The 16,657-nt window shown below is 69.4% G+C and carries 9 protein-coding genes; 6 read left to right on the forward strand and 3 right to left on the reverse strand.

Annotated elements, in window-relative coordinates; genetic code table 11:
- Window positions 1–33: 33 nt before the first annotated feature.
- The 4 genes from ASF27_RS11170 to hflX all read left to right on the forward strand — a co-directional run bounded on the left by ASF27_RS11170 (window position 34) and on the right by hflX (window position 6,023).
- On the forward strand, window positions 34–2,382 hold the full coding sequence (locus ASF27_RS11170) for a PAS domain-containing sensor histidine kinase (protein ID WP_056360117.1): 2,349 nt from the start codon (window positions 34–36) through the stop codon (window positions 2,380–2,382).
- On the forward strand, window positions 2,379–3,749 hold the full coding sequence (locus ASF27_RS11175) for a sigma-54 dependent transcriptional regulator (protein WP_056268340.1): 1,371 nt from the start codon (window positions 2,379–2,381) through the stop codon (window positions 3,747–3,749). Before ASF27_RS11170 ends, ASF27_RS11175 begins: the two co-directional genes overlap by 4 nt.
- Window positions 3,750–3,999: 250 nt before the next feature.
- The gene (gene hfq / locus ASF27_RS11180; protein ID WP_056174614.1) at window positions 4,000–4,263 is read left to right on the forward strand and encodes an RNA chaperone Hfq; all 264 of its coding nucleotides are present in this window, start codon (window positions 4,000–4,002) and stop codon (window positions 4,261–4,263) included.
- A gap of 347 nt (window positions 4,264–4,610) precedes the next feature.
- Entirely contained in the window at window positions 4,611–6,023 is a 1,413-nt protein-coding gene (gene hflX / locus ASF27_RS11185) for a GTPase HflX (protein WP_056360120.1), read from the forward strand.
- 32 nt (window positions 6,024–6,055) lie between these two features.
- Here hflX and ASF27_RS11190 read toward each other — a convergent pair whose 3' ends face one another.
- The 3 genes from ASF27_RS11190 to uvrA all read right to left on the reverse strand — a co-directional run bounded on the left by ASF27_RS11190 (window position 6,056) and on the right by uvrA (window position 13,062).
- A complete protein-coding gene (locus ASF27_RS11190) occupies window positions 6,056–8,293 on the reverse strand; it encodes a fused MFS/spermidine synthase (RefSeq protein WP_056360125.1) in 2,238 nt (745 codons plus the stop codon).
- 287 nt (window positions 8,294–8,580) lie between these two features.
- The gene (locus ASF27_RS11195; protein WP_056268324.1) at window positions 8,581–9,555 is read right to left on the reverse strand and encodes a transporter; all 975 of its coding nucleotides are present in this window, start codon (window positions 9,553–9,555) and stop codon (window positions 8,581–8,583) included.
- A gap of 528 nt (window positions 9,556–10,083) precedes the next feature.
- Entirely contained in the window at window positions 10,084–13,062 is a 2,979-nt protein-coding gene (gene uvrA, locus ASF27_RS11200; protein WP_056360128.1) for an excinuclease ABC subunit UvrA, read from the reverse strand.
- Between the two features lie 428 nt (window positions 13,063–13,490).
- Here uvrA and ASF27_RS11205 point away from each other — a divergent pair, with 428 nt between their 5' ends.
- Together ASF27_RS11205 and ASF27_RS11210 are read left to right on the forward strand one after the other, a co-directional pair.
- Entirely contained in the window at window positions 13,491–14,648 is a 1,158-nt protein-coding gene (locus ASF27_RS11205; protein ID WP_056360130.1) for a Gfo/Idh/MocA family oxidoreductase, read from the forward strand.
- A gap of 22 nt (window positions 14,649–14,670) precedes the next feature.
- A complete protein-coding gene (locus tag ASF27_RS11210) occupies window positions 14,671–16,533 on the forward strand; it encodes a glycoside hydrolase family 15 protein (RefSeq protein ID WP_244480985.1) in 1,863 nt (620 codons plus the stop codon).
- Window positions 16,534–16,657 lie beyond the last annotated feature (124 nt).

Below are 16,657 nucleotides of genomic sequence, written 5' to 3' on the forward strand. Positions count from 1 at the left end.
ATTTCGCCACACTGTTGTGGCGATGCATCACGCATGGCGTGGCTGCGGCGTTTCAAGGCATCGAAGGGTTCTGGGGAGGCGTCCGGCACGGCCGGTGCGCCGCCGGATTCCGATGCGGCTCCGTTGAAGCCGCCGCCGCGCGGACCCGGCTGGGTCGGGGCCCTGGTGGTGGTCACCGCCCTCGTCTCGGCCATCGCCACCTTCCTGATCCTGGCCGGGGTGATCCGGGTGACGCCGACGCCCACCGTCGGGCTGACGCTGCTCGGCATCAACGTCGTCCTCGTGCTCGGTCTCATCGTCATCATCGCCTGGGAGGCGCGGGTCTTCCTGCACGCGCGCCGCACCAACGCGGCGGTGGCCCGGCTCCACACCCGCATCGTCGGCCTGTTCTCCCTCATCGCCATCCTGCCCACCGTGCTGCTCGCCGTGGTGGCGGCCGTGACCATCGACCGGGGCCTGTCGCTGGGCTTCACCGACCGGGTCCGCGACGTGGTGCTGAAATCCGTCGAGGTGGCGGACGCCTATCAGGAGAACCAGTGCCAGAGCCTCGCCCGCGAGATCCGGATTCTCGCCGACGACCTCACCCGGGCACGGCCGAACTTCGACGTGAACCGGCAGTGGTTCGAGAGCTTCCTCACCACCCGCGCCACGGCCCTGGGCCTGCCGGTGGCCGAGATCATGCGCGGCCCCGATTCCGTGGTGGCGCGCGCGCAGATCGATCCCTTGAAGGACCGGCGTCTGCCCTCGGCCGCCGCCTTCGAGGGCGCGGCGAAATCCACCGACCCCATCTGCCTCGTGCCGAGCGAGGGCCGGATCTTCGCCGCCCTGTTTCGGATGACCGCCTATGACGGCGCCGTGCTGCTGGTGCAGCGCGAGGTCAGCCAGCTCGCCGTCGAGTTCCCCGGCGTGTCGCGGGCGGCGGCGGCCGAGTACCTCACCTACGATTCCCTGAAGCGCTCGATCCAGATCAGCTTCGCCTCCGTCTTCGTGCTCATCGCCCTCATCGCCCTGCTGTCGGCGGTATGGTTCGGGTTGAACTTCGCCAACCGCTTCGTGGCGCCCATCCGTCGGCTCATCAACGCCGCCGATCAGGTCGCGTCGGGCAACTTCTACGCCCAGGTCCCGGCCCGGAAGAGCGACGGCGACCTCGCGCACCTGTCCGAGAGCTTCAACAAGATGACGCAGGAGCTCAGGCGCCAGCACGACGGGTTGATGGCGGCGAGCGACCTCATCGACCGGCGCCGGCGCTTCACCGAGGCCGTGCTGTCGGGCGTCTCGCCGGGCGTCATCGGCGTCGATGCGGGGGGACGCGTCACCATCGCCAACCCCTCCGTGGAGCGCACCCTCGGGCTGACGGCGGACGCCATCGTGGGCCAGCCCCTGATCCAGGCCGTGCCCGAGCTGGCGCCGCTGTTCCCCGAGGGCGGCGAGGGCCGTCAGCGCGCCCTTCAGCAGCAGATCCAGCTCACCCGCGACGGGCGCGAGCGCACGGTGACGGTCCGGGTCACCAGCGAGCAGGCGCAAGGGGGCGCCCGCGGTTTCGTGGTAACGCTCGACGACATCACCGACCTCGTCTCGGCCCAGCGCACCTCGGCCTGGGCCGATGTGGCCCGCCGCATCGCCCACGAGATCAAGAACCCGCTGACGCCGATCCAGCTCTCGGCCGAGCGCATCCGGCGCAAATACGGAAAAGTGATCGTCGCGGACAAGGACGTGTTCGACCAGTGCACGGCGACGATCATCCGCCAGGTCGACGAGATCAAACGCATGGTCGACGAGTTCTCGTCCTTCGCCCGGATGCCGAAGCCGGCCATCGCCCAGAACGATCTCAGCGAGATCACCCGCCAGAACCTGTTCATGATGCGCGTGGCCCATCCGGACATGGAGTTCGGCTTCTCGGAGGCCGGAACCGAGCGGGTGCTCGCGGCCTTCGACATCCGGCTTTTGTCCCAGGCCATCACCAACATCCTCAAGAACGCCGTCGAGGCGGTACAGGCGGTGCCGGAGGCCGATCTGGGCAAGGGGAAAGTCGACGTGCGCCTCATCCTCGAGGAGGGCTTCGCCGTGATCGAGGTCACCGACAACGGCAAGGGATTTCCCGCCGAGGGGCGCCAGCGCCTGCTCGAGCCCTATATGACCACCCGCGAGGGCGGGACGGGACTCGGCCTCGCCATCGTCAGCAAGGTGCTGGAAGAGCACGGCGGCGGGATCGAACTCAACGACAACCCCGAGGGACGGGGCGGACGCGTGCGGATGCGCGTGCCGCAAGTTCCGCAGGAGAAGGCCCCCCCGGGGCAGACGACGCCGGAGGGCCAACCCTCCGCGCAGGATGAGAAGGGCGCCGCGCGGACGGCCCCCCCAATCGCGGAGATGCAGTCATGAGCGCCGATATCCTGATCGTCGACGACGAGGCCGACATCCGCGACCTCGTCGCCGGCATCCTCGACGACGAGGGCCACCGCACCCGCACGGCCGGCGGCTCCGACGAGGCCCTGGCGGCCATCGAATCGCGCCGGCCCCACCTCGTCTTCCTCGACATCTGGCTCCAGGGCTCGCGCCTCGACGGGCTGCAGGTGTTGGATCAGATCAAGGCGGGCCACCCCGATCTGCCCGTGGTGATGATCTCGGGCCACGGCAACATCGAGACCGCCGTGGCGGCCATCAAGGCGGGCGCCTACGACTTCATCGAGAAGCCGTTCAAGGCGGACCGGCTCATCCTCGTCGCCGAGCGCGCCCTGGAGGCGTCCCGCCTCAAGCGCGAGGTGCGCGACCTCAAGACCCGCTCGGGGCAGGCGAGCCGCCTCGTCGGTGCCTCCGTGGTGTGCAACCAGTTGCGCCAGACCGTGGAGCGCGTGGCGCCCACCAACGCCCGGGTGATGATCCTCGGGGCGCCGGGCTCCGGCAAGGAGCTCTCGGCCCGCACCCTGCACGCCACGTCGACGCGCGCCAACGGCCCGTTCGTGGTGATCAACGCCGCCACCATCACCCCCGACACCATGGAGGCCGAGCTGTTCGGCGTCGAGGCGGGGGAGGGGCGGGCGCGCCGGGTCGGCGCCCTGGAGGAGGCCCATGGCGGCTCCCTCTACATCGACGAAGTCGCCGACATGCCGCGCGAGACCCAGAACCGCATCCTGCGGGTCCTCGTCGACCAGAACTTCCAGCGCGTCGGCGGCACCACCCGGGTGCACGTCGATGTCCGCATCATCTCGTCGTCGTCGCGCGATCTCGCCGAGGAGATCGCCGCCGGCCGCTTCCGCGAGGACCTGTTCCACCGGCTCTCCGTGGTGCCGATCCGGGTGCCGGCCCTGTCCGAGCGCCGCGAGGACGTGCCCGAGCTGATCGCGTTCTTCATGGAGCAGATCTCGGGCGCCACCGGCCTGCCGCGCCGGCGCATCGCCGACGACGCCATGGCGGTGCTGCAATCGCACGACTGGCCCGGCAACGTCCGTCAGCTGCGCAACAACGTCGAACGCCTGATGATCCTCACCCACACCGACCCGGAGCAGGAGGTCACCTCCGAGATGCTCCCGACCGAGATCGGCGCCCTGGTGCCAACGACGCCCAACGGCTCGGGTGGCGAGAAGCTCATGAGCCTCGCGCTCCGGGAAGCCCGCGAGATCTTCGAGCGCGAGTACCTCGTGGCGCAGATCGCCCGATTCTCGGGCAACATCTCGCGCACGGCCGAGTTCATCGGCATGGAGCGTTCGGCCCTGCACAGGAAACTGAAGTCCCTCGGCATCGGCCCCTGAGGCGCGGCACGGACGATGCCGGGCGCATGGCCGGCAGACGGGCTTGCCAAGACGGGCTTGCCAACACGGGCTTGCCGAGCCTGACTTTCGGAGCCGGACTCTCCGAGCCGGACTTGCATCGCTGCGCCGATGCACGTGTAATGGTGCCTGCGGGGGGCACCGGATCAAGTCGTCGCTCCGAACACCCCGCACCCGACTGATGAGAACCCGTCATTCGCGGCGGGCGGCAGTTTGATCAAGGATAAGAACAATGGCGGGCGAACGCGCTCAAAACCTGCAGGACACGTTCCTGAACCACGTTCGTAAGAACAAGATCCCGCTCACCATCTTCCTCGTCAACGGCGTCAAGCTTCAGGGCGTGGTGACGTGGTTCGACAATTTCTGCGTCCTGCTGCGGCGCGACGGCCATTCCCAGCTCGTTTACAAGCACGCGATCTCGACCATCATGCCGGGCCACCCCGTGCAATTGTTCGAGCCGGACGAGACCGCCCCGACGGAGAAGGCGCTGGCCTGAGCGATTGCGGGGACGCTTGAGGAAACGGGCGTCTCCTGCGCCGTGTCATCCCGGGGCCGCGCAGCGGAACCCGGGATCCAGAAACACAGGGTCCGCCGAGTTTTCCCGCAATCGGCAGATCTGGATTGGACGCCTCCGGCGCGGCCGTCCGGGTTGGCTCAGCGCGCGCCCCGGAACGACGGCGGTGTGGCCCGCGATTGCTTCGATCACCTCCGATGGAAGGGGGTTCGCTTGATCCGCGGAGAGTCGAAGGCCCCGTTTCCCCGGATTAGCACACTGCGCCCTTGTCTGGCGTGTCCGCGCGCCCAATGTCCTGAGATCACAGGACAGGGTCTGACGCGCAACCCATGACGGAAATCATGACGCCCGGCGAAGCCCGGCTCCAGGCGATGGCCGCCCCAGAGGGCGATATCGCGGCCGCGACCCACACCCTCGTGGTCGGGCCGTATCTCGGCCGGGTCGCGCAGCGCAGTGTCGGGGGCGTCCACAACACCGAGATGCTGCGCTCCAACGAGGCGCGCCTCGACGAAGCCTCGGGCCTCGCCGCCGCCATCGAGCTCGACGTGGTCGAGGCGATCTTCGCGCCAGTGCAGCGAATCCGGCCCTCGACCTATCTCGGCAAGGGCCGGGTCGAGGAGCTCGCCGGCGTGATCAAGGCGCGCGAGATCGGCCTCGTGGTGATGGATTGCGCTCTCTCCCCGGTCCAGCAGCGCAACCTCGAGAAGGAGTTCGGCTGCAAGGTCATCGACCGCACTGGCCTCATCCTCGAGATCTTCGGGCGCCGCGCCTCGACGCGCGAGGGCACGCTGCAGGTCGAGCACGCGCATCTGGCCTACCAGCGCAGCCGCCTCGTGCGGTCCTGGACCCACCTGGAGCGCCAGCGCGGCGGCTTCGGCTTCCTCGGCGGCCCCGGCGAAACCCAGATCGAAGCCGACCGCCGCATGATTCAGGAGCGGATGACGAAGATCGAGCGCGAACTCGACGGCGTCACCCGCACCCGCGGGCTCCACCGGCAGGGCCGGGCACGGGTGCCGTATCCCATCGTTGCCCTCGTCGGCTACACCAATGCCGGCAAGTCGACCCTCTTCAACGCCCTCACCAAGGCGCAGGTCATGGCGCAGGACATGCTGTTCGCCACCCTCGACCCGACGGCCCGCGCGACCAAGCTGCCGCATGGCGAGACGGTGATCCTGTCCGACACGGTGGGTTTCATCTCCGAGCTGCCGACCTCCCTCATCGCGGCTTTCCGGGCCACGTTGGAGGACGTGATCGAGGCCGACATCCTGCTCCACGTCCGTGACGTGTCGCACGGCGACAGCGAGGCCCAGGCCGAGGATGTCGGCGCGGTCCTGCGCGAACTCGGGATCGAGACCTCCGCCACCCGGATCATCGAGGTCTGGAACAAGGCCGACCTCCTGGATCCGGCCGAGCGCACGCGCCTACTCAACCTCAGCGCGCAGGGGCGCACGGACCGGGACAGCGACGCGCCGATCCTCGTCTCGGCCCTCACGGGGGAGGGGCTCACGGCGCTCACCAGCCGGATCGAGGCCCGCATCGCGCGCCAGCGCTCCACCTTCGCGGTGGTGCTGCCGCCCGAGGACGGGGCGTCCCTGCACTGGCTCTACGAGAACGGCGAGGTTCTGGACCGGCGCGAGGAAGAGGGCGGCACCATGCACCTCGCCTTCCGCATCGCCCCCGAGAAGGAGCCGCGCTTCCTCAACCGCTTCGCCGGCGCGCGCCGGCTCAACCGGGTCGGTTAGCGGCCCGGCTCACGCACCCCGCGCCGCCGGCATCAATCCCGCAGCGGCGCGGCCTTCGTGTACCCGAGCTTGTCGAAGAACGCTTCGAGGACGTTGGCGTAGTCGTCGGTCCAGGGCCGGCGCGTCATGTCGGGGGCGACGGGCGTCCAGCCCAGCCGCACGGCTTCCCGTTCGACCACCGGATCGCGGGTGGCGATGACCACGAGGGCAGGCGCGCGGTAGCGGGCGTCGACGGGCTCGTCGAGCCGGTCGAGGCGCTGGAGGAGGGTCAGGCCCTGCTCGGCGGCGGCGCGCGCCAGGGCCGGCCGCAGGTCGAAATGGCGGTTGGAGATGTGGAGCGCGAGGACGCCCTGCGCATCGAGACGGCTTCGGTAGAGCGCCAGGGCCTCACCCGTGAGCAGGTGCATGGGGATCGCGTCGGACGAGAACGCGTCGACGATGAGCACGCGCACCGGGCTGGTCTCGGCGGCGAGGGTCAGGCGGGCGTCGCCCTGGACGATCCGGGCCGAGGGCGTGCAGTCCGAGAGGAAGCGGAACCGGGCGGGGTCGGTGGCGAGGCGGATGACCACGGGATCGATCTCGTAGAACGTCCAGGCTTCCCCGGGCTCGGACTGGCAGGCGAGGCTGCCGGCGCCGAGGCCGACCACGGCCACCGCCGGCAGGGGCCCATGCGCCGCGCGTCCGACCGCGAGGACATCCGCGATGGCGTTGCCGGGCGCGTAGTAGGTGGTGGATTCGGGCCGCCCGAGGGCGGGCCCGCCATCGTCCGCGCGGATGCGGATGGCGCCGTGCAGCGTGGTGCCGTGCGTGAGCAGGCGGAAGCGGCCCGACGCATCGGTCTCGATGCGATGGACCCCGAAGAAGCTGCGCCGGCTCTCGTAGTCCCGGGCGACGAGGTGCGGCATCGCCAGGCCGAGGGCGCAGAGCAGCGCGGCAAAGCCGACGACCCGCCGCGGCGCGCGCCAGCTCACCAGAAGCCCGGCCATCAGCACGATCATCGCCAGGTGGGGCGCGAGGCCCGGGACGCACCATCCCAGCACCCCGACGATTCCGACGACCGCGCCGGCGAGCAGGGCCGGGCGCAGCCGGTGCCGCAGGTCGGGGCGCACGCGGCGCAGGCCCGCGAAGGTGCCGGGGCGGCAGGCCAGGGCCGCGACGAGGAGCAGCGGATATTCCGCCACCGTCGGGAACAGCCGCGGGGCGATGAGCGCCGCGAACAGGCCCCCGAGCATGCCGCCGAGCGACGTGAACAGGTAGAACTCGGTCAGGCGTCGTGCGGACGGCCGCAGCCCGTAGACGGCCCGGTGGGCGACGAGGCTCGCGACGAAGCCGAGCCCGAGGCTCAAGGGCAGATCGATCAGGAACGGCAGGCGCCCGATGACGGCGACGCCGAGGACCACGGCCGTCCCGGCCGTCAGCAGGACGGCGAGGGGGCGCTCCGGCCAGGTGGCGAGGGGCCGGAAGGTGATGACGAAGGTCAGGAGGTAGAGGGCCAGCGGGATGACCCACATGAGGGGGATCGCCGCCACATCGGTGGTGATGTGGGCCGTGACCGCGACGAGCAGGCCCGACGGCACGGCCGAGAGGCCGATCCAGGCCAAGCGCCGGGACGGGCCGATGGGCTCGGCCTCGGCCTCCTCCGCGCGAACCGGCCTTCGCGCCGCCCGCATCACCGAGAGGGCGCAGGCCGCCAGTGCGCAGGCCCCGAGGCCGTAGCCGACCGACCACAGCCGCGTCTGCTCGGCGAGGCCCAGCATCGGCTCGATGGCGAGGGGATAGGCGAGGAGGGCCGCGAACGATCCGAGGTTCGAGGCCCGGTAGAGAAAGTACGGGTCCGCCGCCGCGGGGTCGTCCGAGCGGGCGAACCAGGCCTGGAGCAGGGGCGCGCTCGCCGAGAGGGCGAAGAACGGCGCGCCGACGGAGGCGAGGAAGAGGCCGACCAGCCACAGGGCCTCGTCGCCCGTGCCGACGCTCCCGTATCCGGCGGCGATCCCGATGGGCAGGAACGCGGCGCCCCCGAGCAGCACGAGGCCGTGCACGGTCGCGGCGATCCGGAACGGCAGCCACCGGGTCAGGGCGTGGGCGTAGGCGTAGCCCGCGAGCAGCAGGGCCTGGAAGAACACCATGGCGACGGACCACACCCCCGGCGTGCCGCCGAGGACGGGCAGGATCCGCTTGGTGAAGATCGGCTGCAGGCTGAACAGCAGGAAAGCCGCCAGCATCAGGGTGCCGGAGAACAGCGCCACCTGCGTCAGGCCGCGGCCGGGCAATCCGCGCTCCGGACATGACGCCCGGGCGGACCCGTCGGGTCCCATCGGGCCGGTCTCGCTGGCTTGCATCGGTCGGGTCTCGCGTCGTTCGAGCGGACACCTTCGACCAGGAGACTTAAGGAGTGGCTGACGGCCCCCCGCGGTGACCCGAGTTTCGCGTGAGCCTCCGGCGGTCGACGCCAGCGCCGAGGGCGCCAAAAACGAAAAACCGTCCCTCCCGGGGGAGGAACGGCGTGTTGTGTCCGGGGACCCGCGGACCCGTAGGTCCGCGATCAGTCCTTGTCGGATCAGTACTTGCGGATGATCGGCGACACCGGAGCGGCGGCGACGGCGGTGGGCGAGTACAGCGGAACGATCAGGCGGAACCAGCCTTCGACCGTGTCGGCGCGGCGCACGGCGTTGGCGACCGTGGTGGCGACGTAGGCCTGGGCGGTGACGGGTCCGAAGTCGTAGCCGATGAGACCGCCGACCGAGAAGTTGCCGCGGTTGCCGGCAGCGAGGCTGAAGGGGCTGATGTCGAAGTTGTAGGTGCCGTAACCGATGGCGCCGATCTCGAACTTACCGAACTTCTTGGTCGCGGTCAGGTCGAGGTTGAGCGAATCGGAGATGTTGAAGGGACCGCGGGTGTTGCCGAAGCCCACCGTGTTGGCGCCGCCGAACGAGGCCGGCGAGTCGTAGATGTTGGCGGTCAGGTTGGCGGTCAGGTTGTAGCCATCGCCGGTGTAGCTGGCGGCGACGCCCATGCGGTAGGTGTTCGAGGCGAGCTGGCCGAGAACCGGCGCACCGGCGAAGTTGCCGGAGTTGTTGACGAGGACGCCGCGACCGGCATTGAGCTCGTTGAGGTAGACACCGCCGAGCAAGCTGACGCCGAAGTTGTTGCCGAGATCGAAGGCCCAGATGCCGCCGACGAAGGTGCCGACGTTGATGGACAGATCACGGGCGCCCTGGGGACCGCTGTTCTTGCCGAAGGCGAACACGGTCGGGGGAGCGACGAGGAGCTCGACGCGGCCGCCGAACGGCACGAACGGGGTCGACCAGACGAGCACGGGCACGTTGACGCCGACGTCGACGGCACCGGGGCCGGTGTTCTCGTTGCTGCGGTAGACGAAGGTGTTGAGGGCGTAGATGCCCTCGGGCAGCGGGGCGCCGGTGGCGAGGCCGACCTGCTCACCGGGAACCGTGGTCGTCTGGGCGAAGGCGGCGGTGGCGGACATGCCGACCGAAAGCGCCACCGCTCCGGCGGCGAGCCAGTTCTTCATCATGTGTCTGTCCTTCCCAAGGATTTCAGGCGGGCGCCGCGTAGCCTTCCGCACCATTCTGCCGGTCCGCTGCTTTGGAGCAGCGTGTTCCCGTTGGTTTGGAAGGCCCCCCTTGCGGCCCGAATTCGTGTCTCAACGAGGGGAACTATTCTACAGCTTGGCCCGGAAGGACAGCGCGTTGCACTGAAACGGGGCAGTTCCAAACTGACCGTTGCGCAAAAGCCGCAATCTTGCCGCGGTGCAACAGCGCGGTTCGTTAACCATTATGGCGCGGCGCACACGGGTCCGTTCGGACGAACCGGAACGATATCGCTGACGGTGCAAGCATTTGTCGCCCCCGCACGGACCGGGCAAAACCGGAAAGACGCCTCCGGCGATTGCGCAAGCGTTAACCTTTGGCGCCGGGGGCCTTCGACCGCTCCCGCGATGCGGGGCCGCCCCGAATGGCCAAAAAGCCTTGGCGGCCCCGCGAATCACCCCGAAGCGCCACCGATCCGCGTCCGAGGGCCGGTTCGGAGGGCCGCCCGATCCCTAAACGGCGGCCTTGCGGCCTTTGGCGACGACGGGCGCGGGCGGCCGGCGAGCGAGGACGTCGCGCAGGAAGCGCCCGGTATGGCTCTTCTTCGCTTGGGCGATCTGCTCGGGAGTCCCCTCGGCCACGACCACGCCGCCGCCGTCGCCGCCCTCGGGGCCCATGTCGATGACCCAGTCGGCGGTCTTGATGACTTCGAGGTTGTGCTCGATCACCACCACGGTGTTGCCCTGGTCGACGAGCTCGTGGAGCACCTCCATGAGCTTGGCGACGTCGTGGAAGTGCAACCCGGTGGTCGGCTCGTCGAGGATGTAGAGGGTCCGGCCGGTGGCCCGCTTCGACAGCTCCTTCGACAGCTTCACCCGCTGGGCCTCCCCGCCCGACAGGGTGGTGGCCTGCTGGCCGACCTTGACGTAGCCGAGCCCGACGCGGGCCAGGGTCTCCATCTTCTCCCGGATTGTCGGCACCGCCTTGAACAGGTCGGCGGCCTCCTCGACGGTCATGTCGAGGACGTCCGCGATGGAGCGGTCGCGGTACTTCACCTCCAGGGTCTCGCGGTCGTAGCGGCGACCCTTGCACACGTCGCAGGTGACGTAGACGTCGGGCAGGAAGTGCATCTCGATCTTGATGACGCCGTCGCCGGAGCAGGCCTCGCAGCGCCCGCCCTTGACGTTGAAGGAGAAGCGCCCGGCCTGGTAGCCCCGCGCCTTGGCCTCGGGCAGGCCGGCGAACCAGTCGCGGATCGGCGTGAACGCGCCCGTGTACGTGGCCGGGTTCGAGCGCGGGGTCCGCCCGATGGGCGACTGGTCGATATCGATGACCTTGTCGAGGTTCTCCAGGCCGTCGAGGCGCTCGAACGGGGCCGGGTGCTCGTGCGCGCCGTTCAGGGTCTTCGCCACGGACTTGTAGAGCGTATCGATGATGAGGGTCGACTTGCCGCCGCCCGAGACCCCCGAGACGCAGGTGAAGGTGCCCAGCGGGATATCCACCGAGACGTTCTTGAGGTTGTTGCCCCGCGCGCCCACGAGGCTGAGCTTGCCCTTCTTCGGCTTCCTCCGGGCGGTGGGCACCCGCACGCTCATCTCGCCGGTGAGGTACTTGGCGGTCAGCGAGGCGGGGTTCTTCAGCACCTCCGCGGGCGTGCCCTGCGCGATGATCCGCCCGCCATGGATGCCGGCCCCGGGGCCGACATCCACCACGTAATCGGCCTGCAGGATCGCGTCCTCGTCGTGCTCGACGACGATGACCGAGTTGCCGAGATCGCGCAGGCGCTTGAGGGTGCCGAGCAGACGCTCGTTGTCGCGCTGGTGCAGGCCGATGGAGGGCTCGTCCAGCACGTAGAGCACGCCCGTCAGCCCGGAGCCGATCTGGGAGGCGAGCCGGATACGCTGGCTCTCGCCGCCCGACAGGGAGCCCGAGCCCCGCCCCAGGGTGAGGTAGTCGAGGCCGACATCGATGAGGAAGGTGAGCCGGTCGCGGATCTCCTTGAGGATGCGGAAGGCGATCTCGTTCTGCTTGTCCGTGAGTTTTTCCGGGAGCTCGGAGAACCACCTGTGCGCGTCGCGCACGGAGAGCGACGTGATCGCGCCGATGTCCTCCATGGCGATCTTCACGCACAGCGCCTCGATCTTGAGGCGCTTGCCGGTGCAGGTGGCGCACGGGGTGGCGCTCATGAACCGGGCGATCTCCTCGCGGGCGGTGTCGCTCTCCGTCTCCTTGTAGCGCCGCTCCAGGTTCGGGATCACGCCCTCGAACGGCTTGTTGACCTCGTAGGCGCGCATGCCGTCGTCGTAGGCGAAACGCACGGAGTCCCGGCCGGTGCCCTGCAGGATCACCGTGCGCGCCGTCTCGGGCAGCTCGGCCCACGGCACGGTGGTCTTGAACTTGTAGTGCCGGGCCAGGGCATCCAGGGTCTGGCCGTAATAGGGCGAGGTCGATTTCGCCCACGGGCCGACGGCGCCGCGCTTGAGGCTGAGCTTGGCGTCCGAGATCACGAGTTCGGGGTCGATGCGCATCTCGTGGCCGATGCCGCCGCAGGTGGGGCAGGCGCCGAACGGGTTGTTGAACGAGAACAGCCGCGGCTCGATCTCCGCGATGGTGAAGCCCGAGACCGGACAGGCGAACCGCGACGAGAAGGTGATGGGCTCGCGCGCGGCCTCGCCCTCGGGGGTGTCGGCAAATTCGATCAGCGCGATGCCGTCGGCGAGATCGAGGGCGGTCTCGAAGGAATCGGCGAGGCGCGCGGCGATGTCGGCCCGCACGACGATGCGGTCCACCACCACGTCGATGTCGTGCTTCACCTTCTTGTCGAGGGCCGGCACGTCGTCGATGGCGCAGTACTCGCCGTCGACGCGCAGGCGCTGAAACCCCTTCTTCTGGAACTCGGCGATCTCCTTGCGGTACTCGCCCTTGCGGCCGCGCACCACGGGCGCGAGCAGGTAGAGCCGGCTCTTCTCCGGCAGGGCGAGCACCCGGTCGACCATCTGGCTCACGGTCTGGCTCTCGATGGGCAGGCCGGTGGCGGGCGAGTACGGAATGCCGACCCGCGCCCACAGCAGGCGCATGTAATCGTAGATCTCGGTGACGGTACCGACGGTGGAGCGCGGGTTCTTCGAAGTGGTCTTCTGTTCGATGGAGATCGCCGGCGAGAGCCCGTCGATCTGGTCGACGTCGGGCTTGCCCATCATTTCGAGGAACTGGCGGGCATAGGCCGAGAGCGACTCGACGTAGCGGCGCTGGCCCTCGGCGTAGATGGTGTCGAAGGCGAGCGACGACTTGCCCGAGCCCGACAGCCCGGTGAACACCACGAGCCGGTCGCGCGGGATCGTCAGGTCGATGTTCTTCAGGTTGTGCTCACGCGCGCCGCGCACGGAAATCACGCGGGCGTCCCGGGCGCCGTCGAACAGCTTCTCGATGTCGGCCTCGACCTTCTCGACTTCCGCTTGCCGGGCGGCGGCTCTGGCTTTGGCTTTGGCCATGGAATCTCTTCACGCTTCGGGTCGGTTCGACAGGCTTCGCATCCGCCGGCCACCCGCATGTCGGGCGTCGGGTGTCCGAGACAAGGTGCCGCCACCGGCCGTGCAAGTCCGGCCGGTGGCGGGCTGGACGGGCGGAAACGCCGACCGGCATCGGCTCCCACGATATCATTCGGAACAAACTGAGTACACGGACGATGTGGGGCATCAACGCCTGCGATCGCGACGGGCGTATCGGATCGCGGCGTCGCTACGGCCGCCGCGCTCGTCGGGTCCGGCCGGACGGATCGCCACCTGAGGCGGATCGTATCCCCCCGCAACGATCAAGGAGGGCCCCCGTTGACTGCCCGTGCGCCGCCCCCAGCGGCCCGGGTGCGACGCCCCGCCCGGCTCGATCCCCACGCTTCGCTCGCTCTCGTTTGGAGACCCGCATGAGCATCGCCTCGGCCCTCGGTCTGACCTCCGGCAAAAAGGTCCGCTACGCCTTCGTCGCTCTTGGTGACATCACCCAGGAAGCCATGCTGCCCGGCGTGGCCCACACGGGCAATTCCGAGGTGGTGGCCTTCGTCACCGGCGACCCCGAAAAGGCGTCCGGCGTCGGCAAGCAGTACGGCGTCACCGCTTCCTACACGTACGACCAGTTCGACGAGCTCCTCGCCTCTGGGACCATCGACGCGATCTACCTCGCGACGCCGAACTGGCGCCATGCGGAGTTTGCGATCCCGGCCCTCAAAGCCGGTATCCATGTGCTCGCCGAGAAGCCCCTGGAAGTGTCGACGGAGAAGTGCCGCGCGATCCTCAACGTCGCCGAGACCTCGCCGGCCAAGCTGATGGTGGCGTACCGCCTGCATTTCGAGCCCGCCACCCTGGCGACCATCGATCTCATCCGCTCCGGCAAGCTCGGCGACCTCCTTACCTTCTCCTCGACCTTCACCCAGATGGTCTCGCCGGAGAACCACCGGGCCCGGAACGGCGTCGAGGCCGGCCCGATCTTCGACATGGGGCCGTATCCCGTGAACGCAGCCCGCTACGTCTTCGGCGACGAGCCGACGGAGGTGGTCTCGGCAGTGGGCGTCCGGCACCCGGATGCGGGCTTGGGCGATTTCGACGACACCGTGGCGGTCACCCTGCGCTTTCCCGGCAACCGCCTCGCACAATTCGTCCTGTCCTATTACGGCAACACCCTCGACACCTACGCGGTGGTCGGCACGAAGGGCAGCGTCGAGGTCAATCCCGCCTACATGTACGGCAAGCCCCTGGAACACACCGTGACTCTCGGCGAATCGAAGAGCCACGCAAGCTTCAAGAACACCGACCATTTCGGCGGGGAGCTGAAGTACTTCTCCGACTGCATCCTCGAGGATCGCGAGCCGGAGCCGGACGGCGAGGAGGGCTACGCCGACGTGCGCGTGCTGGAGGGCATCGTCCAGGCCCTGAAGACCGGCGGCCCCGTGGCCCTCGAACCGTTCACCCGCACCAAGCGCATCGATACGAAGGCACAGGAAGAGACCTTGCGCGCCCAGAAATCACCGGCGCTCGTCAACACCTCGAACCCGGGCAAGGGCAAGGACAAAGTCCCGAAGAACTGACCGCCCCCCGCAGACCCCGATGATGACTCTGGAACGCGATTCGACCATGCACAAGGGAACGAGCGGCGACCCGGACCGCGCGGATGAATCAGGGCGGAGTTCCGGCGCTGAGGTTCCGATCCAGGACTACGCCGCCCTCGGCGACGGCCGGTCCGTGGTCCTCGTGGCGCCGGACGGGACCGTCGCATGGTGGTGCGTGCCCGAGATGGACTCGCCGCCGCTGTTCGACAGCCTGCTCGACCCGGAGGCCGGGGGCTACTTCCAGATCACTCCCGAGGGCGCGACCCGCGTCGCACGGCATTACCGCCAGGACAGCAACGTACTGGAGACGATGTTCGCCTCCGACACGGGCCGGGCGCGGCTCACCGAGTCGCTCAACAGTTCCACGGCCGGACGCCTGCCCTGGTGCGAGCTCGCCCGCCGCATCGAGGTGCTCTCAGGCACGATGACCTTCCGCATCCGCGCGGTGTTCGGCACCCGCGGCGACACCGCCTCGCCCTGGCTGCAGCCGACCCCCAACGGCTGCGTGTTCCATGTCGGCCCGGTCCTCGGCCTGTTCCGGTGCAGCGACAACGTCACGATCACCGAGGAGGCGGACCGCACCATCGCGGCGACCGTGACCCTGACGGCGGGCGAGCGCGCCACGGTGGCGCTGCTCGCCGGCGAGGACGAGCCCCTGGGCGTGCCGGCGATGGACGAGATCGACCGGCGCATCGACATCAGCGACGGTGCCTGGCGGGCCTGGGCCGAGAGCCTGCGCTATGCGGGTCCGTACCGCGACGCGGTCCGGCGCAGCGCGCTCGCGCTCAAGCTGCTGCTGTACTCGCCGAGCGGCGCCATCGCGGCGGCGGCCACCACCTCGCTGCCCGAGCGCATCGGCGGCCCGAAGAACTACGATTACCGCTACGCCTGGATCCGCGATGCCGGCTACGCGGTGAACGCCTTCCTGCGGGTGGGCGCGATGCCGGAGGCCAAGGCGGCGTTCTCGTGGCTGATGAACCGCCTCGACCGGCACGGCCCGCAGGTTCTCTACACCCTGTGCGGAGATGTCGGCCCCGAGGAACAGACCCTCGACCTGCCCGGCTATCGCGGCTCCCGTCCGGTACGGGTCGGCAACGGCGCCGCGCTCCAGCACCAGCACGGGATCTACGGCGACATCTTCGAGACGGCGGCCCTGTTCGTCGCCGACGGCAACATCCTCGACCAGCGCAGCGCCATGGTTCTGTCCGGGCTCGCCGACCAGAGCGCCGATCGCTGGCGGCAGAAGGATGCGGGCATCTGGGAACTGCACGAGCCGCAGCACTACACCATGTCGAAGATCAGCGCCTGGCAGGGGCTGGCGCGCGCCGTCGAGCTCGCCGAGGCCGGGCACCTCCCCTCGACCTGCGTGCCGCGCTGGAAGCGCGAGCGCGACCGCATCGCCGCCTGGGTCGAGGCGCATTGCTGGTCGGAGACGCGGGGCGCCTACACGTTCTATCCCGGAACCGAGCGCCTCGACGCCTCCATCGCTCTGGCCGTGCGCTTCGGCTTCGACGGGCGCGACCGGCTGTCGGCCACCCTCGACGCCGTGCGGGCGGAACTCGGGCATGGCCCGTTCCTCTACCGCTACTCCGGGGCGGAGCGGGAGGAGGGGGCGTTCCTCGCGTGCTCGTTCTGGGTGGCGGAGGCCCTGGCCGAACTCGGGCGCCAGGACGAGGCCGAAGCCGCCTTCGCGGCCGTCCTGGGGGCCCTGCCGCCCGGCGTCGGCATCCTGAGTGAGATGGTCGACCCGGTGACGGGGGACGGCCTCGGCAACACGCCCCAGGGCCTGAGCCATCTCGCCCTGATCCACGCCGCCTGCACCCTCGGGGGCGACCGGGCGGACCCGGTCCGGTTCCGCCTGTGAGGCATCCGGATGTAGGACAAATTCACTTAGAGTCCGTCCGATAAGTCATGACGCTCGGCCCAGCCTTCGGACGAGGATCATGATGGCGGCGGCGTAGAGGAAGGCCTGAGCTGAGGCGAGGGTC

The sequence above is a fragment of the Methylobacterium sp. Leaf102 genome, from assembly GCF_001422425.1.
Classification (GTDB): domain Bacteria; phylum Pseudomonadota; class Alphaproteobacteria; order Rhizobiales; family Beijerinckiaceae; genus Methylobacterium.

Coding starts and splice junctions, on each gene's coding strand:
- ASF27_RS11170 (WP_056360117.1), top strand. CDS start 34: ATGGCGTGGCTGCGGCGTTTCAAGGCATCGAAGGGTTCTGGGGAGGCG.
- ASF27_RS11175 (WP_056268340.1), top strand. CDS start 2,379: ATGAGCGCCGATATCCTGATCGTCGACGACGAGGCCGACATCCGCGAC.
- hfq (WP_056174614.1), top strand. CDS start 4,000: ATGGCGGGCGAACGCGCTCAAAACCTGCAGGACACGTTCCTGAACCAC.
- hflX (WP_056360120.1), top strand. CDS start 4,611: ATGACGGAAATCATGACGCCCGGCGAAGCCCGGCTCCAGGCGATGGCC.
- ASF27_RS11195 (WP_056268324.1), bottom strand. CDS start 9,555: ATGATGAAGAACTGGCTCGCCGCCGGAGCGGTGGCGCTTTCGGTCGGC.
- uvrA (WP_056360128.1), bottom strand. CDS start 13,062: ATGGCCAAAGCCAAAGCCAGAGCCGCCGCCCGGCAAGCGGAAGTCGAG.
- ASF27_RS11205 (WP_056360130.1), top strand. CDS start 13,491: ATGAGCATCGCCTCGGCCCTCGGTCTGACCTCCGGCAAAAAGGTCCGC.
- ASF27_RS11210 (WP_244480985.1), top strand. CDS start 14,671: ATGACTCTGGAACGCGATTCGACCATGCACAAGGGAACGAGCGGCGAC.